Here is a 22,324-nt window from a genome sequence, read left to right as displayed (position 1 = left end):
TCCTCGTTATCGGATCAGGTAGATGGTCGCGAACAGGCCGATCCAGACCACGTCCACGAAGTGCCAGTAGTACGAAACGACGATCGCGCTCGTCGCCTGCTCATGGGTCCAGCGCTTCGCGGCGTACGTGCGTCCCAGGACGAGCAGGAACGCGATCAGACCTCCGGTCACGTGGAGGCCGTGGAACCCGGTGGTCAAGTAGAAGACCGAGCCGTAGGCGCTCGCAGACAGGGTGACGCCCTCGTGGACCAGCTCCCGGTACTCCCAGAGCTGTCCGAGGACGAAGTAGAGGCCCATGAGGAAGGAGATCAGGTACCAGAAGCGCATCTTCCGGAGACGGTCGGCGTCGGAGCCGCCCTTCTTCTCAACGGCGAAGACACCCATCTGGCAGGTCACGGAGGAGAGCACGAGGACCAGCGTGTTGACCGCCGCGAACGGCAGGTTCAGCTCGGCCTGGGGCCACTCTCCGCCGGAACCCTTGGTCACCGACCGGATGGTGAAGTACATCGCGAACAACGCCGCGAAGAACATGAGCTCGGACGACAGCCAAACGATCGTCCCCACATTGACGAGGTTCGGACGATTCGCCCGGCCGCCATGCGTTGTTGTCTTTATCGCGGATGCAGTTGCCACGGGCAGCATTATTACGGCACCTCGCGGCCACCCCGTGCAGGACCCCCCGTTTGCGGCCGAAGCTTCGGTCACAACTTGGAACTTCGCCGCGCGCCGTCACGTTAGGGACGGCCCCGCCGAGATCGTCTCAGTACCCGCTCCAGAGGCCGCGTCCGCCCTTGTGGGAACGTGCTGAAGGAGTATGTTTGCGCCATGAGCACCACGGACGCCACCGCCTCCCCGGTCAAGGTCCTCGTCTACAGCGACGACGCAGCGACCCGTGAGCAGATCCGGCTGGCCATCGGCCGCCGCCCCGCCACCGACCTCCCGCCCGTGGAGTACGTCGAGTGCGCGACCCAGCCCGCGGTCGTCCGCCTGCTGGACGCGGGCGGGATCGATCTCGCGGTCCTCGACGGCGAGGCGCAGCCCGCGGGCGGCCTCGGGGTCTGCCGCCAGGCCAAGGACGAGGTCTACGACTGCCCGCCGGTCCTCGCGGTGATCGCCCGCAGGGACGACGGCTGGCTGGCCACCTGGTCGCGCGCCGACGCCGTGGTGACCCAGCCGCTCGACCCGTTCGAGGTGGCCAAGTCCGCGGCCCTGCTCCTGCGCCGCCGCGCCGCCGACCGCCTGCCGGTCCTGTAACGCGGTTCCCGACCCCGAGGCGCGGCCCGGCCCAGCCAGCCGGACCGCGCCCGTCCCCTTCCGTCGAGCCCGAAAGAGAATCCGCCGTGAGCGCCCGAACCACTTGGCCCGCCCTGCTCAACGCCCTGCTGTCCGGGGAATCCCTGACCGCGGAGGAGACGGGCTGGGCGATGAGCCAGATCATGGCGGGGGCCGCGACGGACGCGCAGATCGCCGGGTTCGCGGTCGCGCTGCGGGCCAAGGGCGAGACCGTCGCGGAGGTGGGGGGCATCGCGGCCGGGATGCTGGCCAACGCCACTCCGCTGGCGATCGAGGGCGACCTGGTCGACCTGGTCGGCACCGGCGGCGACCAGCACCACACGGTGAACTTCTCCACGATGGCCGCGATCGTCGCGGCGGGGGCGGGCGCGAAGGTCGTCAAGCACGGCAACCGCGCCGCGTCGTCGTCCTGCGGCACCGCCGACGTGCTGGAGGCGCTCGGCGTGGTGATCGACCTGCCTCCGGCGGCCACCGAGAAGGTCGCCGCCGAGGCCGGGATCGCGTTCCTGTTCGCCCCCGTGTACCACCCCGCGTTCCGCTACACCGCGGGACCCCGGCGCGAGCTGGGCACGCCGACCGTGTTCAACTTCCTCGGCCCGCTCACCAACCCGGCCCATCCGCGGTCGTTCGCGGTCGGCGTCTTCCACGAGCGGATGGCCCCGGTCCTGGCCGGGGTGTTCGCCGCACGCGGCTCGACCGGCCTGGTCTTCCGCGGCGAGGACGGCATGGACGAGCTGTCCACGACCGGTCCGTCGAAGGTCTGGACGGTCCGCGACGGCGAGGTCGGCGAGACCGTCTTCGACCCGGCCGAGCTGGGCGTCCCGCGGGCGACCATCGCGGACTTCCGGGGCGCGGACGCGACCTTCAACGCGGGCGTCGTGCACAAGGTGCTGGCGGGCGAGCCGGGCCCGATCCGGGACATGGTCCGGCTGAACGCCGCGGCGGCCCTCGTCGCCGCCGCGGGCGCCCCGGACCCCGACGGCCTCGTCCCGGCCCTGAAAGACGCCTACGAGCGCGCGGGAGAGGCCATCGACTCAGGAGCAGCCAGGAACCTTCTGGAGCGCTGGGTGGGCATCTCACAGCGGCACAGGCCCTCTTAAGGCCTCCGGGTCCGCCGAAGACGTGAAAAGGGGGCCCGAGGGCCCCCTTTTCCATGCTCGCCCTTCACCCGGTCAGGGCTGCCCGGCGCCGTGCTGCTTGACGGCGGGCGCCGCGGGCACCCCCGGCGCCTTGTTCTGGGTCTTGTGCGGGGTCTTGTTCTGGACCGCGGCCTCGGCCTTGGCCGGGGCGTGCTCCGAGCCGTCCATCGCCGCGGTGGTGATGCCCTGGGCCTTGCTGGTCTTCAGCCAGCCCTTCCAGTCGAGCTGCCAGTAGCCCCAGCCGTTCTCCGGCTCGAGGTCGCGCTCGGTGCCGACGATCTTCACCGGGTCGCCGCGGTGGCTGATCTTGTGGAACCACTTGGCGTTGTCCGGCGACAGGTTGATGCAGCCGTGGCTGACGTTGGCATAGCCCTGCGAGCCGACCGACCACGGGGCGCTGTGCAGGTACTCGCCGCTGTTGGAGATCCGGACCGTGTAGTACACGTTCTGCTGGTAATAGCCCGGCTGGCCCGGCCCCGCGTCGGGCGAGGTCATGACGGTCATGTACTCCTTCTCCATCGTCAGATGGTTCCCGGAGGTCGTCATGTACTTGACGGCGCCGCCCATGCCCATGCTGGCGGGCATCGTCCTGGCCTTCTTGCCCGCGACCTTGACCTCGACCTTGTGTGTCTTGGCGCTGCCGACCGTCTCGATCCGCTCCCCCACCCGGAAGCTCCGGTCGAGGTTCTGCGCGCCGTAGACGCCCTTGGCGAGCTGCACGCCGGCGAGGTGCCCGATGAGCCGGATCCTGGTGTGGGCGGGCCAGTAGTCCTTGGTCCGGAAGATGACGCTCTTGTCGTCGAACCAGCGCCAGGCGCCCTCGACGGGCTGGGACGCGCGCACCTCCAGGGCCCGCTCGACGGCGGCCTTGTCGGTGATCTCCCGATCAAAGTTGATCTTGATCGGCATCCCGACGCCCACCGTCTCCCCCGCCTCCGGGAACTCGACGGTTCCGGCGGCTGTCTGAGACGGCTTGTTCGTGGTGAACGCCGACTCCGCGGTCTGCACCTGGCCGTCGGCGCCCAGGGCCGTCGCGGCGACCGCGTACCTGGCGCCGGGGTCGAGCGGGTACCTGGACTTCCACGAGGCCCCGTCGGCGGCCAGGACGCCCGGGACGGACCGCCCCGCCGCGTCGGTGACCGTGACGTTCTGGAGCTTGCCCTTGGTCGCCTGGACCGTCACCGAGGTGTCCGGCTGGACGGCCCCCGCGTTGGCCGGCGTGATCGCCACGGCGGCCACCGGTGGCGCCGACCCCTCGCCTGAGCAGCTTGCGAGCAGCGGGACCAGGAGCAGTCCTGCGGCTCCCGCCCTAGCGGCGGCGCGGTTGACCTGCACCGTTCAACCTCCTGTGTGTCGTCCCGTCCTGGGCCCCCGAAGACCGCTGCGGAGGGTGCGGGATCTCCGCCTCCTGCGATCTTGATACCCGTGCGGCGCTCGCCCGGAAACATCGGCGGGTGAACGCCCGGTGACGGAACGCAAGTATGCCGAAGGCCGGTGCCCCCGCAGGGGGGACACCGGCCTTCGGCGCGAGGTTTTGCCTACCCGGGAAGGGCTAGGCCACGTACTGCCCGCGGTAGTACTCGAACACGAAGCCGATCACCGTCAGGACGACCATCGCGCCGCCGAGCAGCATCAGCCAGGTGCCGAAGATCATGCCGAGGCAGAGCGTCGCGCACGCCGCGGCCACGAACAGCGGCCACCAGCTGTGCGGGCTGTAGAAGCCCTGGTCGCCGGCCGAGTCGGCGATGTCGCCGAGCTTGTCGTCCTCGGGCAGCTCGCCGCCGCGCAGCTTCTCGATCCGGTTGACCGTGAAGTGGATGTAGATACCGATCATGAACGCGAGGCCGACGGCCAGCGCCATGGCGGTGGTACCCGTCCAGTCGCCCGAGAAGATCCAGTACACGATGTCGGTGATCAGGAAGAAGAGCCCGCACCCGTAGAACATGAACGCCTGAACGCGCATGGGATCAGGACCTCCGCTTCTTCACGTCGGAGTCCGCTTCGATCGCGGCGACGTCGACGCCCGCGAGCTCTGCCGCCTCGACCGCCTCGGCGGCGTGGTGCAGGTCGAAGGCCGGACGCTCCGAGCGGATCTTCGGGATGGAGTTGAAGTTGTGCCGCGGCGGCGGGCAGGAGGTCGCCCACTCGAGCGAGGCGCCGTAGCCCCACGGGTCGTCGACTTCGACCTTCTTGCCCTTGCGCCAGGTGATGTAGACGTTGTAGAAGAACGGCAGCATCGAGGCGCCCAGCAGGAACGAGCCCACCGTGGACAGCTGGTTGAGGCCGGTGAACTCCTGCGCGTAGTCCGCGTAGCGGCGCGGCATGCCCTCGGCGCCCAGCCAGTGCTGGACGAGGAAGGTCAGGTGGAAGCCGACGAACAGGGTCCAGAAGTGGATCTTGCCCCAGCGCTCGTTGAGCATCTTGCCGGTCCACTTCGGCCACCAGAAGTAGAAGCCCGCGAACATCGCGAACACCACGGTGCCGAAGACGACGTAGTGGAAGTGCGCCACGACGAAGTAGGAGTCCGACAGCTGGAAGTCCAGCGGCGGCGAGGCGAGGATGACACCGGTCAGACCGCCGAAGAGGAACGTCACGAGGAAGCCGAGCGCGAACAGCATCGGCGTCTCGAACGTCAGGTGGCCGCGCCAGATCGTGCCGATCCAGTTGAAGTACTTCACACCGGTCGGGACCGCGATGAGGAACGTCATGAACGAGAAGAACGGCAGGAGGACCTGGCCGGTCACGTACATGTGGTGCGCCCAGACCGTGATCGACAGTCCGGCGATCGCGATGGTCGCGCCGACGAGGCCGATGTAGCCGAAGATGGGCTTGCGGCTGAACACCGGGAGGATCTCCGTCACGATGCCGAAGAAGGGCAACGCGAGGATGTAGACCTCCGGATGGCCGAAGAACCAGAACAGGTGCTGCCACAGCAGCGCGCCGCCGTGGTCGGCGTCGAACACGTGCGCGCCGAACTGGCGGTCGGCGTACAGCGCCAGCAGCGCCGCGGCCAGGACCGGGAAGGCCAGCAGGACCAGCAGCGAGGTCAGCAGCACGTTCCACACGAAGATCGGCATGCGGAACATGGTCATGCCGGGCGCGCGCATGCCGATGATCGTCGTGATGAAGTTGACGCCACCGAGGATGGTGCCCAGACCCGACAGGGTCAGGCCGACCACCCACATGTCGCCGCCGATGCCCGGGGACCGGACGGAGTCCGACAGCGGGGCGTAGGCGAACCAGCCGAAGCTCGCGGCGCCGTCCGGCGTGAAGAACGCGGCGACGACGATGAGGCTGCCGAACAGGTAGAACCAGTACGCCAGCATGTTCATGCGCGGGAACGCCACGTCGGGCGAGCCGATCTGGAGCGGCATGATGACGTTGGCGAAGCCCGCGAACAGCGGCGTCGCGAACATCAGCAGCATGATCGTGCCGTGCATGGTGAACAGCTGGTTGAACTGCTCGTTGCTCACGATGTCCTGGCCGGGCTCGAAGAGCTCGACCCGCATCACCAGCGCCATGACGCCGCCGATGAGGAAGAACGTGAACGACGTGATGATGTAGAGGTAGCCGATGACCTTGTGGTCGGTCGAGGTCATCCAGCTGACGATCAGCCGGCCCTTGCTGGTGCGCGGCGCTGCGGTGATCGCGGCGGGCTGCTCTGAGATCGCGGTCACTGCGCGCCTCCGCCCTTCTGCTCGGCGATGTAGGCGTCGAACTCGGCCTGCGTCACGACCTTCACCTGGAACAGCATCCGGGAGTGGTCGACTCCGCACAGCTCGGCGCAACGGCCTTCGTAGGTGCCGGTCTTGCTCGGCGTGAGCTGGAACTGGTTCACGTAGCCGGGCATGACGTCCTTCTTGTAAAGGAACGCGGGAACCCAGAAGGAGTGAATGACGTTGTCCGACTTGAGGTTGAAGTGGACCGTCTTGTTCACCGGAAGGACCAGCACGGGCTTCTCGCCGTTGCCGGTGCCGCCGGGGGCGTCAGGAGAGGTCGGAGTTCCGGAGATGCTGACCGGAGTGCCGTCCGCCTTCTGGAAGCCGGCGCCGATGTAGTCGAACTGCCAGCTCCACTGGTAGCCGATCACGTCGACCGTCACGTCGGGGTTCTTCTCGATCTTCTCGACGTAGGACTGGTCTCGCGCCGTGTAGAAGAAGAGGACGCCGATGATGACGAACGGTACGGCGGTGTACAGCATCTCGACCGGAAGGTTGTAGCGCACCTGCTTGGGAAGGCCCTCCTGGCCCTTCCGCTTGCGGTGGAACAACACGGCCCAGATGATCAGGCCCCAGACGACGACGCCGACGGCCAGCGCGGCGATCCACGTGCCCTGCCAGAGCTGGAGCATGCGATGCGCCTGCTCGCTGGAAGGCTCGGGGAAGCCTACGCGCTTCCATTGTTCGGCGTCGCAGGCGGTGGCCGCCATCGCCAGCAGAGCCAGCGCGGACGCGCTGCTCAGCGCTCGGCGGCGGCCACTCACTGGCTCACGCCGCTCCCTAGAGCGGGTCGGACTCACGGATTGCCTTCCCCACAGATGAAGCCCGGGAGCTTCCCCGGGCGGCTGCAATTCACTAGATCCCTCGTTGTGGTGGACACATTAGCGCGGGTGTCCGGAGAGTCCCCTCCGGGACCCCCGTTAGTGTCGTGGTGTGCCTTATTTCGACGCCGCCTCGACCGAACCCCTGCATCCCGCCGCACGCAGCGCGCTGCTGGACGCGTTCGAGACCGGCTGGGCCGATCCGGCACGCCTGTACGGATCGGGACGACGGGCCAGAATGCTACTGGATCAGGCACGCGCGCGGATCGCGGCGCGGCTGTCGGTGCGCCCTGACGAACTCGGATTCACCACTTCCGGAACCCAGGCCGTCCACCTGGGGGTCCTCGGCGCGCTCGCGGGCCGTCGGCGCGTCGGGAGGCACCTGGTGGTGAGCGCGGTGGAGCACTCCAGCGTGCTGCACGCGGCGGAGGCGCACGAGCGCGACGGCGGCGAGGTCACCGAGGTGCCCGTCGACCTGTTCGGCAGGGTCGACCCGGCGGCGTTCGCGGCGGCGCTGCGGCCGGACACCGCGCTGGCCTGCCTCCAGTCGGCCAACCACGAGGTCGGCACCGTCCAGCCCGTCGCGGAGGTCGCGGCGGCCTGCCGGGAGGCGGGGGTGCCGCTGCTGGTGGACGCCGCGCAGTCGCTCGGCCGGATGCCGGTGCCGGAGGGCTGGTCGCTGCTGACCGGGAGCGCGCACAAGTTCGGCGGGCCGCCCGGCGTCGGGCTGCTCGCGGTGCGCAAGGGCACGCGCTGGCGCTCCCCGCTGCCCGAGGACGAGCGCGAGGGCCGCCGCGTCCCGGGGTTCGAGAACGTGCCGGGGGCGGTCGCCGCCGCCGCCGCGCTGGACGCCGTCGCCGAGGAGGCGCCCGCGGAGAACGCGCGGCTGTCTGAGTTGGTGGCGCGGATCCGCCGGGAGGTGCCCCGGCTGGTCGAGGACGTCGAGGTCGTCGGCGACCCGGAGCGACGATTGCCCCATCTCGTCACGTTCTCGGTGCTTTATGTAGAAGGCGAGGCGATCGTCACTGAACTCGACCGTTTGGGTTTTGCGGTTTCGTCGGGCAGCTCATGCACGGCGGATAGCCTTCGTCCTAGCCACGTCTTGGAGGCAATGGGTGTGATTACCCATGGAAACGTCCGGGTATCGCTGCCCCGGGGAGCTTCCGCCGCGGAGGTCGACCGGTTCCTCGCCGTCCTGCCCGAGACGGCGGCCCGGTTGCGCCGCAGCGCCGGCGTGACCAGCTGACCCGCACGCGACACCGCACCGCCAGACGAGAAGGGAAGCAGACCATGCGCTTCCGCCGCCGCGCCCCCCAGGCCCAGCAGGCACCGCCCGCCCCCGTCCCGGTCCCCGCGGGCCCGCCCGCCTACCTGATGCTCGACGCGCTGGGCCGCAAGTGCCCGATCCCGATCATCATGCTGGCCGAGCGCATCCGCGAGGTCCCGCTCGGCGAGATCGTCGCCGTCAAGGCCGACGACGTCGCCGCGCGAACCGACATCCCGGCCTGGTGCCGGATGAAGTCGCAGACCTTCGTGCGCGAGGAGGCCCTGCCGCAGGGCGGCTGGGCCTTCCACATCAAGCGGGACTACTGACGAAGAGCCGCCCCCGGGGGCGGCTCTTCCGATCTCAGCTCAGGTGGGCGGCGATGTCCGCCGAGGCGTCGGGACCGTAGGCCGCGGCCATGCGCTCGATCAGCACCGCCTTGTCCAGGGAGTACTCCTGGCCGCCGGCGGTCTCCAGCGCGTGCGCGGCGACGAGGTTGCCGAGCTGGGCGCCCCGCTCCAGGCCCAGGCCCCAGGCCACCGCGGCGAGGAAGCCCGCGCGGAAGCCGTCGCCGACACCGGTCGGCTCGACCTTGCGGACGTCGGGCGCGGCCGGGACGTGCAGGCCGGGCTCGCCCTTGCGGTCGATGACGACGCCCTTGGCGCCCAGGGTCGTCACCCGGATGTCCACCTGGTCGAGCACCTCGGCGTCGGACCAGCCGGACTTCTGCTCGCAGAGCGCCTTCTCGTACTCGTTGGTGAACAGGTAGCGGGCGCCGCCGATGAGCCGGCGGACCTCCTCGCCCTCCATCCGGGCGAGCTGCTGGGACGGGTCGGCGGCGAACGGAACACCGCGGTCGCGGCACTCGTCGGTGTGCCGGACCATCGCCTCGGGGTCGTTCGGGCTGATCACCACGAGGTCGAGGTCACCGAGCGGGGACAGCTCGATGTTGCGGGCCTCGGCCATCGCCCCGGCGTAGAAGGAGGCGATCTGGTTGTGGTCGGTGTCGGTGGTGCACATGAACCGGGCAGTGTGCCGCAGCTCGGACACGTGCACGCCGGAGCAGTCGACGCCGTGGCGCTCCAGCCAGGCCCGGTACTCGGCGAAGTCGGCGCCGACCGAGCCGACGAGCAGCGGGCGCAGGCCGAGCGAGCCGAGGCCGAAGGAGATGTTGGCCGCGATGCCGCCGCGGCGGATCTCCAGCTCGTCCACCAGGAAGGACAGCGAGACCTGGGCGAGCTGGTCGGGCAGCAGCTGGTCGGAGAACCTGCCGGGGAAGGTCATCAGATGGTCGGTCGCGATGGAGCCTGTCACGGCGATGCGCACGGCGGTAGTTCTCCTCGTCGGCGGGACGTCGGGCAAAAGAAAAAGGGCCTGCACAGGTTACTGTGCCAGGCCCTGCGAGGGCTGAACACCCTCGTGATGGACGCGCTAGGAGAAGCTGTCGCCGCAGGCGCACGACCCGGTGGCGTTCGGGTTGTCGATGGTGAAGCCCTGCTTCTCGATCGTGTCGACGAAGTCGACGGTGGCGCCCACCAGGTAGGGGGCGCTCATCCGGTCGGTGACGACGCTGACGCCGTTGAAGTCGGTGGCGACGTCGCCGTCGAGGGACCGCTCGTCGAAGAAGAGCTGGTAGATCAGGCCGGAGCAGCCGCCGGGCTGCACGGCGACGCGCAGGGCCAGGTCATCGCGGCCCTCCTGCTCCAGGAGGTCCTTGACCTTCTGCGCGGCGGCGTCGGTGAGGTTGATCCCCGACTGAGTGCTGGTCTCCGTCATGTTCATGTACTCCCGGTGCGGGGCGAGTTTAGGTCCGGCAGCCTTACTGCCTTCAGGTGACAACGTACCTGCCCGCGGGGTTCTTCCCCGCACGGCGGGATTTTTTCATCGTGCCACAGGCCCTTCGCCTCCGACATCGGTGACGTTGTCCCCTGGTGTCCCCCATGCCCCGCACTTGGGCGGATATGCCGGGCACCACCCCTGATTTACAACGATGGTGGGCGTTGTGGTTACATGGGTTTCGTCAGAACGACGATAAGTCCCCGTTCGCGGGAAGGGAGCCCCCGTGACGACCACCACCGACCTGCCGCTGCTCTTGCTGGGCCAGGGTGCCGATCCGGCCAGTGAGCGGGGCGTCGACTGCCCCGGCGACCTGCCCCCGGCCTCCGACCCAGCCCTCGTGGCGCGGGCCCGCGCGGCCAAGGAGGCGCTCGGCGACAGCGTCTTCGTGCTCGGCCACCACTACCAGCGCGATGAGGTCATCCAGTTCGCCGACGTGACCGGCGACTCCTTCAAGCTCGCCCGCGACGCCGCCGCCCGCCCCCAGGCGCCCTACATCGTGTTCTGCGGCGTCCACTTCATGGCCGAGTCCGCCGACATCCTCACCGGCGCCGACCAGAAGGTGATCCTGCCGGACCTCGCCGCAGGCTGCTCGATGGCCGACATGGCCACCTTCGACCAGGTGGAGGACTGCTGGGACGCCCTCGCCGACGCCGGGATCGCCGACCGGGTCGTGCCGGTGACCTACATGAACTCCTCGGCCGACATCAAGGGCTTCGTCGGCCGGCACGGCGGCGTGGTCTGCACGTCGTCGAACGCCAAGCGCGCGCTGGACTGGGCCTTCGCCCAGGGCGAGCAGGTGCTCTTCCTGCCCGACCAGCACCTCGGCCGCAACACCGCGGTGCTGGAGATGGGGCTGTCGCTGGACGACTGCGTCGTCTACAACCCGCGCCGCCCGAGCGGCGGACTCACCCGGGAGCAGCTCCAGAACGCCAAGATGATCCTCTGGCAGGGACACTGCTCGGTCCACGGCCGCTTCAGCAAGGCCGCGGTGGACGAGGTGCGGGAGCGGGTCCCGGGCGTCAACGTCCTGGTCCACCCCGAGTGCCGCCACGAGGTCGTCAACGCGGCCGACCTCGTCGGCTCGACCGAGTACATCATCAAGGCCCTGGACGCCGCCGAGCCCGGCAGTTCCTGGGCCATCGGGACCGAGCTGAACCTGGTCAAGCGACTGGCGAACGCCCACCCGGACAAGAACGTGATGTTCCTGGACAAGGCCGTCTGCTTCTGCTCGACCATGAACCGGATCGACCTGCCCCACCTGGTGTGGGCGCTGGAGTCGCTGGTCCGCGGCGAGGTCCCCAACCAGATCACCGTCGACGCCGAGACCGCCCACTACGCCAAGGTCGCCCTCGACCAGATGCTCGCCCTGCCGTGAACATGGCGCCGCCTCCGGCGGCGCGGTGATCGGGCACTTGAGGTCCCCGGACCGCCCCTCCGGCCCTAAGGGGGCCCGCGGGGCGGCCCCGGGGACGCCCGATCACGTGACCGGCCGCGCCCGACGGCGCTCCGCGGAAACAATCGCGGGGTGGTGCCGCGGTCCGGCTCAGTCGGGGATCAGCCCGGAGTCGCCCAGCATGCTCCGGACATCGTCGATGTGCGCGTCGGCCGGCGGCAGGATCAGCTCCGACGGCTCCAGGCTCTCGTCCGGGAGCGGAGTGCCCAGCTCCCGGACCCGGTCGAGCAGCGCGGCGAACGCGGCGCGGAAGGCCGCGTCGTCGTCTCCCCCGATGGTGGCCTCGAGCGTGTCGTCCAGCTTGTTCAGTTCCGGCAGGTCGCCCTCGGCGACCTGCAACTGCCCCTCACCCATGATCCGGACGATCATCGCTCAGCCTCCCTGCTGCGGCCTCTGGTCCTGCGGCTGGCCCTGCGGCTGCGCCTGCTGGGCGCCCGGGTCGAGCTGCTTCTGCAGGCTGCCCTGGTTCAGCTCGGCCTTCAGCCGCTCCAACTCGATCTCCACCCCGGAGCTCGCGCCCATCCTGTCCAGTTCGGCCTGGATGTCGTCGCGCGGCCCGGAGTAGTCCTCGAGGGCGCCGGAGGCCAGCAGCTCGTCGATCGCGCCGGCCCGCGCCTGGAGCTGCGCGGTGCGGTCCTCGGCGCGCTGGATGGCGAGGCCGACGTCGCCCATCTCCTCGGAGATGCCGCTGAACGCCTCGTTGATCCTGGTCTGCGCCTCGGCCGCGGTGTAGGTGGCCTTGATCGTCTCCTTCCGGGTGCGGAAGGCGTCGACCTTGGCCTGGAGGCGCTGCGCGGCGAGGACGAGCTTCTCCTCCTCGCCCTGGAGCTGCTGGTACTGCACCCGCAGGTCGGCCAGCTGGTTGTCCAGGCCGGACCTGCGCTCCAGCGCGGAGCGGGCGAGGTCCTCGCGGCCCAGCTCCAGCGCCTTGCGGCCCTGCTCGGTCAGCTTGTTGTGCTCCCCCTCGATCCGGGAGATCTGGAGTTCGAGGCGCTTGCGCGAGGTCGCCACGTCGGCCACGCCCCGCCGCACCTTCTGGAGCATCTCCACCTGGCGCTGGTAGGAGTAGTCCAGGGTCTCCCGCGGATCCTCCATGCGGTCCAGCGCGTTGTTTGCCTTGGACCTGAAGATCATCGACATTCGCTTCATCACGCTCATCGCGCGCGGACGTCCCTTCGTGTTGCGGGTCGGGCTCTCCTTCACCCTACGCTTCTGACGTTCGGGGGATCTACGAGGTTCCTCACCGGTATCGGCATCAAATATCCTTCGTTCTGTGTTCCGACGTGGCAGTGCAACCCCGCAGACCCCTGAGACGGCCGAAGACCGCCCCCTCAAGGAGGGCGGCAAGAACCGTCCCACGCCCAAGCGCGCCGAGGCCGAGGGCAACCGGCGCCAGCAGCGCGTGTCCGCGCCCAAGGACCGCAAGGAGGCCTACAAGGCCGTCCGCGAGCGCCAGGCCCGCGACCGCGAGAAGGCGCGCGAGGGCATGGCCAAGGGCGATGCCAAATACTTGCCCAAGCGTGACCAGGGCCCGGTCCGGCAGCTCGCCCGCGACTACGTGGACTCCCGCCGGACGGTCGGCTCGTACCTGATGCTGATCATGTTCGTGGTGGTCATCCTCGGGTTCATCCCGTCCTCGATCACCGTCACCATCTGGTCGATCATGCCGCCGTTCCTGCTGACGATCGTGCTGGTGGAGAGCCTGCTCATCGCCCAGGCCGTCAAGCGGCTGGGCAAGGAGCGGTTCCCGAACGAGAGCCTCAAGGGCGTCGGCCTGTACGCCGCCTCCCGCTCTCTCCAGATCCGCCGCCTCCGCCTCCCCAACCCGCGCCGCAAGCCGGGCGAGAAGCACCTGGTCTGACCCTCGGCGCCGGTCCCCGCCGGGGGCCGGTCCTAGGATCGGATCATGGAATTTCGGTATCTGGGCCGCAGCGGTCTGAAGATCTCTGAGATCGCGTACGGCAACTGGATCACACACGGGTCCCAGGTCGAGGAGGACGCGGCGCGCGCCTGCGTGGCCGCGGCACTCGACGAGGGCATCACCACGTTCGACACCGCCGACGTCTACGCCGGCACCCGCGCGGAAGAGGTCCTCGGCCGGGCGCTCAAGGGCGTCCGGCGCGAGTCCCTGGAGATCTTCACCAAGGTCTACTGGCCGACGGGCCCCGGCCCGAACGACCGGGGCCTCTCGCGCAAGCACATCATGGAGTCGATCAACGGCTCACTGCGCCGCCTCGGCACCGACTACGTCGACCTGTACCAGGCGCACAGGTTCGACCACGAGACGCCGCTGGAGGAGACCCTCCGGGCCTTCGAGGACATCGTCCGGCAGGGCAAGGCCCTGTACATCGGCGTGTCCGAGTGGCGGGCCGAGGAGATCGAGGCCGCGCTGGAGATCGCCGACGCGCGCGGGTTCGACCGGATCATCTCCAGCCAGCCCCAGTACTCCATGCTGCACCGGGTCATCGAGGCCGAGGTCGTGCCGCTGAGCGAGCGCGAGGGCATCGGCCAGATCGTCTGGTCGCCGATCGCCCAGGGCGTCCTCACCGGCAAGTACCTGCCCGGGCAGGCGCCGCCCGCCGGGTCCCGCGCCACCGACCCGCAGGGCGGGGCCGACTTCGTCAAGGCCTGGCTGGGCGACGACGTGCTCACCCGGGTCCAGGGCCTCAAGCCGATCGCGGAAGAGGCGGGCCTGACCATGGCGCAGCTCGCCGTCGCCTGGGTCCTGCAGAACCCGAACGTGTCGGCGGCCATCATCGGGGCCTCCCGCCCCGAGCAGGTCCGCGACAACGTCAAGGCCGCCGGGGTGAGACTCGACCCGGCCCTGCTGTCCCGGATCGACGAGGCGCTGGGCGACGTCGTGGTCCGCGACCCGTCCCACACCCGGTCCCCCGACACCCGCCCCTAGTCCAGGGCGAGTCTCATCGGGCCGTAGACGACCCGCTCGTCGTCCAGGAGCCAGACCCGGGCGACGCCGGAGTCGGCCAGGGTGCGCCAGTTCTCGCCCAGCCAGCTCTCGGCGTCGCTCTGGGTGGACTGGTACTCGGGCTGGTCGTGCACGCCGGGGAGCCCGTTGGGCGGGATCACCGTGCCGTCGTCCTTCTCGTACCGCCAGCTCCACGCCATGTTCGCCTGACTCCCCTCGACCCGGGCAGATACCGCGCGCCCCCGCGCCGGGACGGAGTGGACGCTCCGAGATCATAGTCGGGTGGACATCGAGTTCGAGGGAGACGCCTCGCCTGCGGGCTGGCCCGTACCGGGCTGCCGCTGCGCCTCCTGCACCTCGGCGCGCGCCACGCCCCACCCGCCCCTCCTGGCACGGGTGGACGGGGTGCCGCTGGAGCTGCTGGAGGCGCGCCGGGTGCCGGGCGGGTTCGCGGCCGCGGCGCCGGGCGGCGGACGGCTGCTGTGCGCCGATCCCGGCGGCCTTCCCGAGCCGGAGGAGGGGGTCGTCTACGACGCCGTCCTTCTGGACCTCCTCGCCGACCCTTCCCATCTGGGGGCCCTGCGCGCGCTCGGGGCGGTCGGGGACGGGACCGACGTCCACGCCGTGCACGTCGACCACAGGATCCGGGACGAGGCGGAGCTCGCCCGGCGGTTGTCCTTCTGGGCCTCCCCGGTGCCGGGACCTCACCGGACTCTGCTGCTCGGCGGCTCTCGGTCGGGCAAGTCCGCGGAGGCGGAGCTGCGCCTGATCGCCCGCCCGGACGTCACGTACGTGGCGACGGGCCCTGCCGCGGACTCCGATCCCGACTGGGCGCGGCGGGTGGGGGCGCACCTGGACCGCCGCCCGTCCCGGTGGCCGACCCTGGAGACGACGGACCTCGACACCGTGCTCTCCCGGGCCGAAGGCGCCCTCCTCATCGACGGCCTGGGCACCTGGCTGGCCGCGGCCATGGACGAGACCGGCGCCTGGGACTCCCCCGGCGCGGTGCTCCCCCGCATCGAGTCCTTGACCGCCTCTTGGCGGGCCTGCGCCGCCGTCGTCGTCGCGGTCTCCGACGAGGTCGGCCTCTCCCTCGTCCCCGACAACCGCGCCGGACGCCTGTTCCGCGACCTCCTCGGCGACGTCAACCAGCGCCTCTCCGCGGAGTCGGAGTCGGTCGCCCTGGTCGTCGCCGGCCGCGTCCTGGACCTGTGAGCCGGCCCCACGGCCGCCCCAGGCCGTCGCGGGACACGTCGCGAGGCCGTGAAGGCCGCCCCAGGCCGTCACCGGCACGTCCGGGCGCCACACGCCCAGGGCGCGGCCGACCCCGCCTGAGTCCGTGAGTCCCGTGCCGGTACAAGGCGCCCTCTCGCGGGGCGGTGGGCGGTAGGGTCCGGCCGTGGAAGTTCCTGTGGGGTTGCGGCTTTCGTTCGGCCTGCTGAGCGTGCTGCCCGTCCGTTACGCGCGGGCGGGCCGTGCGGAGTTCGCGACGGCGATGCGCCTCGCGCCCCTCGTCGGGCTCGCGGTCGGGGCCTGCCAGGGCGCGCTGTTCGCGGCGCTCGACTTCGCCGGGACCGGGCCGCTGCTCGCCGCGGTCCTGGCCGTCGGGCTCGGCGCGGTGCTGACGCGCGGGCTGCACTGGGACGGGCTCGCCGACGTCGCCGACGGCCTGGGCAGCGGACGGCCCGCGGAGACCGCCCTGGAGATCATGAAGAAGTCCGACATCGGACCTTTCGGGGTGCTCACCCTGGTCTTCACCGCCCTCGCCCAGATCGCCGCGGCCACCGGGACCGCCCACCCCGCGCTCGCCCTCGCGATCGGCGCCGTCGCCGGGCGCACCGCGATCGTCCGCGCCTGCGCGCCCGGCGTCCCCGCCGCCCGGCCCGACGGCCTCGGCTCGATGGTCGCCGGGACCGTCTCCCGCGGCCCCGCCACCCTGCTGACCGGCGTGGTGCTCGCCACGTCCGGGCTCGCCGCGCTCGCCTGGACCGGCTCCCCGCGCGACGCGCTGCCGTACGCGCTCGCGCCCCTCGCGGGACTGCTGGCGGCGGGGCTGTTCCGGCGCCACCTGGTGCGCAGGTTCGGCGGCGTCACCGGGGACGTGCTCGGCGCCCTCTGCGAACTCACCGTGACCACGACCTTGATCGTGCTCACACTCGGTGACTGATCCTGTCGCGACGCTTGATCGAAACGGCGAAATCCGGTGCGGGGGGCGAGTAAGGTCGAGAGACGTGACGACGATTCTCAAGCTCACCCAGAACGAACCGGCCTCCCTGGACGTCGACGCGGTCGTCGTCGGCGTCCTTCCCGGTCCCACGCCGGCGCCGGGCGCCGCGGGGGTCGACGAGGCCCTGGGCGGGCGCCTGGCAGAGGCCCTCAAGGCCGTCGGCGCCACCGGCAAGGCCGGTGAGGTGCACAAGCTGCCGACCCTGGGCGCGCTGCCCGCCGCGGTGATCGTGGCCGCCGGGCTGGGCGAGGAGCCCACCACCGAGACCCTCCGCCGTGCCTCCGGCGCCGCGGTGCGCGCCCTCGCGGGCGCCGGCAAGGTCGCCCTGGCGCTGCCCGCCGCCGACGCCGACGCGGCCTCCGCGGTCGCGACCGGCGCGCTGCTGGGCAACTACGCCTTCGCCCGCTACCGGACCGGCGAGCAGCCGGAGACCGTCGGCGAGTTCCTGCTGGCCGCCCCGGCCGACGCCGCCGACCGCGTCGCCGAGGACACCGCGATCGCCGAGGCCGTCACCCTCGTGCGCGACCTGGTGAACACCCCGCCGTCCCACCTGTCCCCCGAGGACCTCGCCGACGTCGCCGACCGCGTCGCCAAGGCGTCCGGCCTGGCCGTGGAGATCCTCGACGAGAAGGCGCTGGTCGACGGCGGCTACGGCGGCATCGTCGGCGTCGGGCAGGGCTCGGTGAACCCGCCCCGCCTCGTCCGCCTGGCCTACAGCCACCCCGAGGCCGACAAGAACGTCGTGTTCGTCGGCAAGGGCATCACCTTCGACACCGGCGGCATCTCGATCAAGCCCGCCGAGGGCATGGACTGGATGAAGTCCGACATGGGCGGCGCGGGCGCCGTCCTGGGCGCGCTCCAGGCCATCGCCGCGCTGAAGCCGAAGGTCAACGTGATCGGCTACCTCGCGATCGCGGAGAACATGCCGTCCGGCACCGCCCAGCGCCCCTCGGACGTCCTCACCATGTACGGCGGCAAGACCGTCGAGGTGCTCAACACCGACGCCGAGGGCCGCCTCGTCATGGCCGACGCCCTCGTCCGCTCGGCCGAGGACGCCCCGCACCTGCTCGTCGACGTCGCGACCCTCACCGGCGCCGCGCTCGTCGCGCTCGGCGTGCGGCTCACCGGCGTCATGGCCAACGACGACGACGTGCGCACGAAGATCGTCGCCGCCGCCGAGGCCGTCGGCGAGCCCGCGTGGGGCATGCCGCTGCCGGAGGAACTCCGCAAGGGGTTCGACTCCCCCGTCGCCGACATCGCCAACATCCCCTCCGAGCGCTGGGGCGGCATGCTCGCGGCCGGGATCTTCCTCAAGGAATTCGTGCCGGACGGAGTCCGTTGGGCTCATCTGGACATCGCGGGACCCGCCTACAACAAGGGCGAGCCCTACGGTTACACCCCCAAGGGCGGAACGGGTGCCGCGACCCGGACCCTCGTCCGCCTCGCCCGGGACGTGGCCGACGGGAACCTGTGACCCGTCTCATCTCCACAGCCCGGTCCTACCGGTCAGTACAAGTGAAAAGATTGTCCTACCTGGCAATTCTCGGCTTCACCCCGCCGGGTCATGTCGCGTAGATCGGCTTAGAAGGAGCATCCAGTGGCGAACAAGGGCCCGTACGACCTCGTCGTACTCGGAGGCGGGAGCGGGGGCTACGCCGCGGCGCTACGCGCGTCCGAGCTGGGCATGCGCGTCGCCTTGATCGAGAAGGATTCCAACCTCGGAGGCACCTGCCTCAACCGGGGTTGCATTCCCACCAAGGCGCTGCTGCACGCCGCCGAGGTCGCCGACGAGATCAACGAGGCGAAGAACTACGGCATCAAGGCGACGTTCGAGGGCATCGACGTCGAGGGCGTGCAGGGGTACAAGAACAAGATCGTGTCCACCACGGTCAAGGGCCTCACCGGACTCATCAAGTCCAAGGGCATCGAGATCGTGAACGGCCTCGGCCGCCTCGCCTCACCGACCACCGTCGCGGTCGGCGACGACGTCTACGAGGGCGCGCACATCCTGCTGGCGACCGGCTCCGTGCCGAAGTCGCTGCCCGGCCTGGAGATCGACGGCACCCGCGTCATCTCCAGCGACCACGCGCTCGAGCTCGACCGCGTGCCGACCTCCGTGGTGATCCTGGGCGGCGGCGTCATCGGCGTCGAGTTCGCCTCCGTCTGGCGCTCGTTCGGCGCCGAGGTCACCATCGTCGAGGCGCTCCCGCACCTGCTGCCGCTGGAGGAGGAGACCTCCTCCAAGCGCCTGGAGCGGGCGTTCCGCAAGCGCGGCATCAAGTTCGAGATCGGGGTCCGCTTCGCGGGCGCCAAGACCACCGACACCGGCGTTTCGGTGAGCCTGGAGAACGGCAAGACCATCGACGCCGAGCTGCTGCTCGTCGCCGTCGGCCGCGGCCCGGTCTCCCAGGGCCTGGGCTTCGAAGAGGCCGGCGTCCGGCTCGACCGCGGCTACGTGGTCGTCGACGAGTACTGCCGCACCTCGGTGCCGACCGTCTCCGCGGTCGGCGACCTCATCCCGACCCTCCAGCTCGCCCACGTCGGCTTCGCCGAAGGCATCCTGGTCGCCGAGCGGGTCGCGGGCCTCAACCCGACCCCGATCGACTACGACGGCGTCCCGCGCATCACCTACTCCAACCCCGAGGTCGCCTCCGTCGGCATCACCTCCGCCAAGGCGCGCGAACTCGGCCTGGAGATCAAGGAGGTCACCTACGACCTCGCGGGCAACCCCAAGAGCAAGATCCTGGGCACCGCGGGCGAGGTCAAGATGATCGCCGAGGTCGACGGCCCGATCCTGGGCGTCCACATGGTGGGCGCGCGCGTCGGCGAACTCGTCACCGAGGGCCAGCTGCTCTACAACTGGGAGGCCCTCCCCTCGGAGGTCGCGCAGCTCATCCACGCGCACCCCACCCAGTCCGAGGCCGTCGGCGAAGCCGCACTCGCGCTCGCCGGCAAGCCCCTGCACGTCCACGGCTGACCCAGCCACCCCATCCACGGCTGACACAGCCAAACGCAGTTCGAACAAGGAGTCGCTGAGAACCATGCCGGTCTCCGTCACCATGCCCCAGCTCGGCGAGAGCGTCACCGAGGGCACCGTCACCCGCTGGCTCAAGAAGGAAGGGGAGACCGTCGAGGTCGACGAGCCCCTTCTCGAGGTGTCGACCGACAAGGTCGACACCGAGATCCCCTCCCCGGCCGCGGGTGTGCTGACCAGCATCGCCGTCGCCGAGGACGAGACCGTCGAGGTCGGCGCCCTGCTGGCGACCATTTCGGACGCGGGTGAGGCGCCGGCTCCGGCCGCCGCGCCCGCCGCCGCCCCGGCCCCCGCGCCGGAGCCCGAGCCCGCGCCGGCTCCCCCGGCCCCGCCCGCGCCTCCGGCACCGGCCCCTGCTCCCGCTCCGGCCCCCGTGGCCGCCGCTCCGGCTCCCGCGCCCGAGCCCACGCCGGCTCCCGCCGCGTGGCCCCCGGCCGCGCCCGCCGCCGCGGCTCCGGCCGCCGCCCCCGCCGTCGAGGCCGAGGGCGCCTATGTGACCCCGCTGGTCCGCAAGATGGCCTCGGAACTGGGCGTCGACCTCGCCGCGGTCAAGGGCACCGGCGTCGGCGGACGCATCCGCAAGCAGGACGTCCAGGACGCCGCCAAGGCCAAGGCCGCCGCCGCTCCGGCTCCGGTGGCGCCCGCCGCCGCTGCCGCCCCGGCCGCGCCCGCCGCCGCTCCGGTGCCGGCCGCGGTGCCCGCCGCTGCCGCCGCCAAGCGCGGCACCACCGAGAAGCTGTCGCGCCTGCGCCAGACCATCGCCCGCCGCATGGTGGAGTCCCTCCAGGTCTCCGCCCAGCTGACGAGCGTGGTCGAGGTGGACGTCACCAAGATCGCCCGCCTGCGCGACCGCGCCAAGGCCGACTTCCTCGCTCGCGAGGGCGTCAAGCTGTCGTTCCTGCCGTTCTTCGCCCTCGCCACCATCGAGGCCCTGAAGGCGCACCCGAACGTCAACGCGGTCGTCGACTCGGCCGAGAACACCGTCACCTACCACGAGGCCGAGCACCTGGGCGTCGCGGTGGACACCGACAAGGGCCTCATCGTCCCGGTGATCAAGGACGCCGGTGAGCTCAACCTCGCCGGGATCGCCCGCAAGATCGCCGACCTCGCCGAGCGCACCCGGACCAACCGGGTCAGCCCGGACGAGCTGGGCGGCGGCACCTTCACGCTGACCAACACCGGCAGCCGGGGCGCCCTGTTCGACACGCCGATCATCAACCAGCCGCAGGTCGGCATCCTCGGCACGGGCGCGGTCGTCAGGCGCCCGATCGTGGTGAACGACCCGGGCCTGGGCGAGGTCATCGCGATCCGCTCCATGGTCTACCTGGCCCTCACCTACGACCACCGGATCGTGGACGGCGCCGACGCGGCGCGCTTCCTCACCACGATCAAGGCGCGTCTCGAGGAAGGCCACTTCGAGTCGGAGCTCGGCCTGTAAGGGCCGTCGCGGCCCGAAAGGGCTAGTCTTCGGGCATGCGAGTGATCATCTCGGGTGCCTCAGGTCTGATCGGCGGAGCCCTCGCCGCGCATCTGCGCGGTGAGGGCTTCGCCGTTTCCACGCTGGTGCGCCGCGCGCCCCGGCATCCCGGCGAGGTGTTCTGGGACCCCGCCGAAGGCCGGATCGACGCCGCCGGGCTGGAAGGCCACGACGCCGTCGTCCATCTGGCGGGCGCGGGGGTCGGCGACCGGCCCTGGACGGCCGCCTACAAGAAGCAGATCCGCGACAGCCGGGTGAAGGGCACCTCCCTGCTCGCGAAAGCGCTCGCCGAGGTGGACACGCCGCCGCGCGTGTTCGTCAGCGGGTCGGCGGTCGGGTTCTACGGCCCGACCGGCGAAGACGTGCGTGACGAGGAGGATCCGCAGGGCGCGGGCTTCCTCGCCCAGGTCGTCGCCGACTGGGAGGGCGCGGCGTCGCCCGCGGCTGCGGCGGGCATCCGGGTCGTGCATCCGCGGACCGGCATCGTGCTGGCGCGCGAGGGCGGCATGCTGAAGCCGCTGCTGCCGCTGTTCCGGCTCGGCCTGGGCGCGAAACTCGGCGCCGGCCGGCAGTGGATGAGCTGGATCACCCTGCGCGACGAGGTCCGCGCGCTCACCCATCTGCTCACCTCGGAGCTGTCCGGGCCGGTCGACCTGACGGCGCCGGAGCCCGTCACCAACGCGGTGTTCACCAAGGAGCTGGCCGGCGCGCTCGGCCGTCCTTCGTTCCTCGCGGTGCCCGCGCCGCTGCTCCGGCTCGCCCTGCGCGAGTTCGCCGACGAAGGCCCCCTGATCAGCCAGCGCGCCGTGCCGACGCGACTGCTCGCGGACGGCTTCGTCTTCGCCGACCCGTCCCTTCCAGCCGCCCTGCGCGCGATGTTCGCGCGCTAGGCGAGCCGCCGTGACACCAGCGGCCCGATCCCCGGGGTGGCGGGATCGGGCCGTACTCATGGGCCCGATGGCAGGCTCTTGAAGAGCCCGGCTACGCCGGGGAGCCCGCCATCGGACCGTACTCATAGGGCCCGATGGCAGGCTCTTGAAGAGCCCGGCTACGCCGGGGAGCCCGCCATCGGACCGTACTCATAGGGCCCGATGGCAGGCTCTTGAAGAGCCCGGCTACGCCGGGGAGCCCG

The 22,324-nt window shown here is 70.9% G+C and carries 24 protein-coding genes; 14 read left to right on the top strand and 10 right to left on the bottom strand.

From position 1 onward, the window contains the following. Window positions 1-6 precede the first annotated feature (6 nt). Complete coding sequence (gene ctaE, locus EDD29_RS06535; protein ID WP_123663275.1) at window positions 7-642, bottom strand: aa3-type cytochrome oxidase subunit III; 636 nt, start codon at window positions 640-642, stop codon at window positions 7-9. A gap of 183 nt (window positions 643-825) precedes the next feature. Here ctaE and EDD29_RS06530 point away from each other — a divergent pair, with 183 nt between their 5' ends. Further along, window positions 826-1,254 (top strand): response regulator, encoded by a 429-nt coding sequence (locus EDD29_RS06530; RefSeq protein ID WP_123663273.1) that lies wholly within the window; start codon window positions 826-828, stop codon window positions 1,252-1,254. A gap of 86 nt (window positions 1,255-1,340) precedes the next feature. Next, window positions 1,341-2,393 carry an anthranilate phosphoribosyltransferase gene (gene trpD / locus EDD29_RS06525; protein WP_123663270.1) on the top strand — a complete coding sequence of 351 codons (1,053 nt, stop codon included), beginning with the start codon at window positions 1,341-1,343 and terminating at the stop codon, window positions 2,391-2,393. 72 nt (window positions 2,394-2,465) lie between these two features. Here trpD and EDD29_RS06520 read toward each other — a convergent pair whose 3' ends face one another. The 4 genes from EDD29_RS06520 to ctaC all read right to left on the bottom strand — a co-directional run bounded on the left by EDD29_RS06520 (window position 2,466) and on the right by ctaC (window position 6,915). After that, window positions 2,466-3,767: a L,D-transpeptidase gene (locus EDD29_RS06520; RefSeq protein WP_123663268.1), complete on the bottom strand. Its 1,302-nt coding sequence runs from the start codon at window positions 3,765-3,767 to the stop codon at window positions 2,466-2,468. A 217-nt stretch (window positions 3,768-3,984) separates the two neighbouring features. Next, window positions 3,985-4,395: a cytochrome c oxidase subunit 4 gene (locus EDD29_RS06515; protein ID WP_123663264.1), complete on the bottom strand. Its 411-nt coding sequence runs from the start codon at window positions 4,393-4,395 to the stop codon at window positions 3,985-3,987. 4 nt (window positions 4,396-4,399) lie between these two features. Further along, entirely contained in the window at window positions 4,400-6,031 is a 1,632-nt protein-coding gene (ctaD, locus tag EDD29_RS06510; RefSeq protein ID WP_123670313.1) for an aa3-type cytochrome oxidase subunit I, read from the bottom strand. Window positions 6,032-6,105: 74 nt separating this feature from the next. Beyond that, window positions 6,106-6,915: an aa3-type cytochrome oxidase subunit II gene (ctaC, locus tag EDD29_RS06505; RefSeq protein ID WP_246052548.1), complete on the bottom strand. Its 810-nt coding sequence runs from the start codon at window positions 6,913-6,915 to the stop codon at window positions 6,106-6,108. A gap of 169 nt (window positions 6,916-7,084) precedes the next feature. On the opposite strand from ctaC, the gene EDD29_RS06500 reads away from it, so the two are divergent. Continuing rightward, the gene (locus EDD29_RS06500; RefSeq protein WP_123663261.1) at window positions 7,085-8,218 is read left to right on the top strand and encodes a cysteine desulfurase family protein; all 1,134 of its coding nucleotides are present in this window, start codon (window positions 7,085-7,087) and stop codon (window positions 8,216-8,218) included. Window positions 8,219-8,262: 44 nt separating this feature from the next. After that, entirely contained in the window at window positions 8,263-8,565 is a 303-nt protein-coding gene (locus EDD29_RS06495) for a sulfurtransferase TusA family protein (RefSeq protein WP_123663259.1), read from the top strand. Window positions 8,566-8,599: 34 nt separating this feature from the next. Here EDD29_RS06495 and EDD29_RS06490 read toward each other — a convergent pair whose 3' ends face one another. Together EDD29_RS06490 and erpA are read right to left on the bottom strand one after the other, a co-directional pair. Continuing rightward, on the bottom strand, window positions 8,600-9,562 hold the full coding sequence (locus EDD29_RS06490; RefSeq protein WP_123663257.1) for a carbohydrate kinase family protein: 963 nt from the start codon (window positions 9,560-9,562) through the stop codon (window positions 8,600-8,602). Between the two features lie 105 nt (window positions 9,563-9,667). Then, complete coding sequence (gene erpA / locus EDD29_RS06485; protein WP_246052547.1) at window positions 9,668-10,012, bottom strand: iron-sulfur cluster insertion protein ErpA; 345 nt, start codon at window positions 10,010-10,012, stop codon at window positions 9,668-9,670. Between the two features lie 286 nt (window positions 10,013-10,298). Here erpA and nadA point away from each other — a divergent pair, with 286 nt between their 5' ends. Then, window positions 10,299-11,450, top strand: a complete 1,152-nt coding sequence (gene nadA / locus EDD29_RS06480; RefSeq protein ID WP_123663254.1) for a quinolinate synthase NadA — start codon at window positions 10,299-10,301, stop codon at window positions 11,448-11,450. Between the two features lie 168 nt (window positions 11,451-11,618). Here the strand turns inward: nadA and pspAA are convergent, their stop codons facing one another. Both pspAA and EDD29_RS06470 read right to left on the bottom strand, forming a co-directional pair. Next, window positions 11,619-11,897 carry a PspA-associated protein PspAA gene (gene pspAA, locus EDD29_RS06475; RefSeq protein ID WP_123663252.1) on the bottom strand — a complete coding sequence of 93 codons (279 nt, stop codon included), beginning with the start codon at window positions 11,895-11,897 and terminating at the stop codon, window positions 11,619-11,621. Between the two features lie 3 nt (window positions 11,898-11,900). Further along, window positions 11,901-12,668 (bottom strand): PspA/IM30 family protein, encoded by a 768-nt coding sequence (locus EDD29_RS06470; RefSeq protein WP_246053369.1) that lies wholly within the window; start codon window positions 12,666-12,668, stop codon window positions 11,901-11,903. On the opposite strand from EDD29_RS06470, the gene EDD29_RS47585 reads away from it, so the two are divergent. The 3 genes from EDD29_RS47585 to EDD29_RS06460 are packed head-to-tail and all read left to right on the top strand — an operon-like array spanning window position 12,622 to window position 14,436. Then, a complete protein-coding gene (locus EDD29_RS47585) occupies window positions 12,622-12,744 on the top strand; it encodes a hypothetical protein (RefSeq protein WP_281281047.1) in 123 nt (40 codons plus the stop codon). The two genes, EDD29_RS06470 and EDD29_RS47585, sit on opposite strands and share 47 nt — an antisense overlap. Window positions 12,745-12,801: 57 nt before the next feature. After that, window positions 12,802-13,389: a DUF3043 domain-containing protein gene (locus tag EDD29_RS06465; protein WP_246052546.1), complete on the top strand. Its 588-nt coding sequence runs from the start codon at window positions 12,802-12,804 to the stop codon at window positions 13,387-13,389. Between the two features lie 45 nt (window positions 13,390-13,434). Next, window positions 13,435-14,436 (top strand): aldo/keto reductase family protein, encoded by a 1,002-nt coding sequence (locus EDD29_RS06460; RefSeq protein ID WP_123663248.1) that lies wholly within the window; start codon window positions 13,435-13,437, stop codon window positions 14,434-14,436. Here the strand turns inward: EDD29_RS06460 and EDD29_RS06455 are convergent. After that, window positions 14,433-14,654, bottom strand: a complete 222-nt coding sequence (locus tag EDD29_RS06455) for a hypothetical protein (RefSeq protein WP_123663246.1) — start codon at window positions 14,652-14,654, stop codon at window positions 14,433-14,435. The genes EDD29_RS06460 and EDD29_RS06455 overlap by 4 nt on opposite strands. A gap of 82 nt (window positions 14,655-14,736) precedes the next feature. On the opposite strand from EDD29_RS06455, the gene EDD29_RS06450 reads away from it, so the two are divergent. The 6 genes from EDD29_RS06450 (at window position 14,737) to EDD29_RS06425 (ending at window position 22,082) form a co-directional block, all read left to right on the top strand. Continuing rightward, complete coding sequence (locus EDD29_RS06450; protein ID WP_123663244.1) at window positions 14,737-15,669, top strand: bifunctional adenosylcobinamide kinase/adenosylcobinamide-phosphate guanylyltransferase; 933 nt, start codon at window positions 14,737-14,739, stop codon at window positions 15,667-15,669. A gap of 184 nt (window positions 15,670-15,853) precedes the next feature. Further along, window positions 15,854-16,621, top strand: coding sequence for an adenosylcobinamide-GDP ribazoletransferase (locus tag EDD29_RS06445; protein WP_246052545.1), 768 nt, complete (start codon window positions 15,854-15,856; stop codon window positions 16,619-16,621). Between the two features lie 64 nt (window positions 16,622-16,685). After that, window positions 16,686-18,155 carry a leucyl aminopeptidase gene (locus EDD29_RS06440; RefSeq protein ID WP_123663242.1) on the top strand — a complete coding sequence of 490 codons (1,470 nt, stop codon included), beginning with the start codon at window positions 16,686-16,688 and terminating at the stop codon, window positions 18,153-18,155. A gap of 123 nt (window positions 18,156-18,278) precedes the next feature. Continuing rightward, on the top strand, window positions 18,279-19,658 hold the full coding sequence (gene lpdA, locus EDD29_RS06435) for a dihydrolipoyl dehydrogenase (protein ID WP_123663240.1): 1,380 nt from the start codon (window positions 18,279-18,281) through the stop codon (window positions 19,656-19,658). A gap of 64 nt (window positions 19,659-19,722) precedes the next feature. Then, a complete protein-coding gene (gene sucB / locus EDD29_RS06430) occupies window positions 19,723-21,153 on the top strand; it encodes a 2-oxoglutarate dehydrogenase, E2 component, dihydrolipoamide succinyltransferase (RefSeq protein ID WP_123663238.1) in 1,431 nt (476 codons plus the stop codon). Window positions 21,154-21,188: 35 nt separating this feature from the next. Continuing rightward, on the top strand, window positions 21,189-22,082 hold the full coding sequence (locus EDD29_RS06425) for a TIGR01777 family oxidoreductase (protein WP_123663236.1): 894 nt from the start codon (window positions 21,189-21,191) through the stop codon (window positions 22,080-22,082). Window positions 22,083-22,324: the final 242 nt, after the last annotated feature.

The sequence above is a fragment of the Actinocorallia herbida genome (assembly GCF_003751225.1).
Lineage (GTDB): Bacteria > Actinomycetota > Actinomycetes > Streptosporangiales > Streptosporangiaceae > Actinocorallia > Actinocorallia herbida.
The sequence above is the reverse complement of the archived record's forward strand: the minus strand, read 5'-3'. Positions and strand labels throughout refer to the sequence as shown.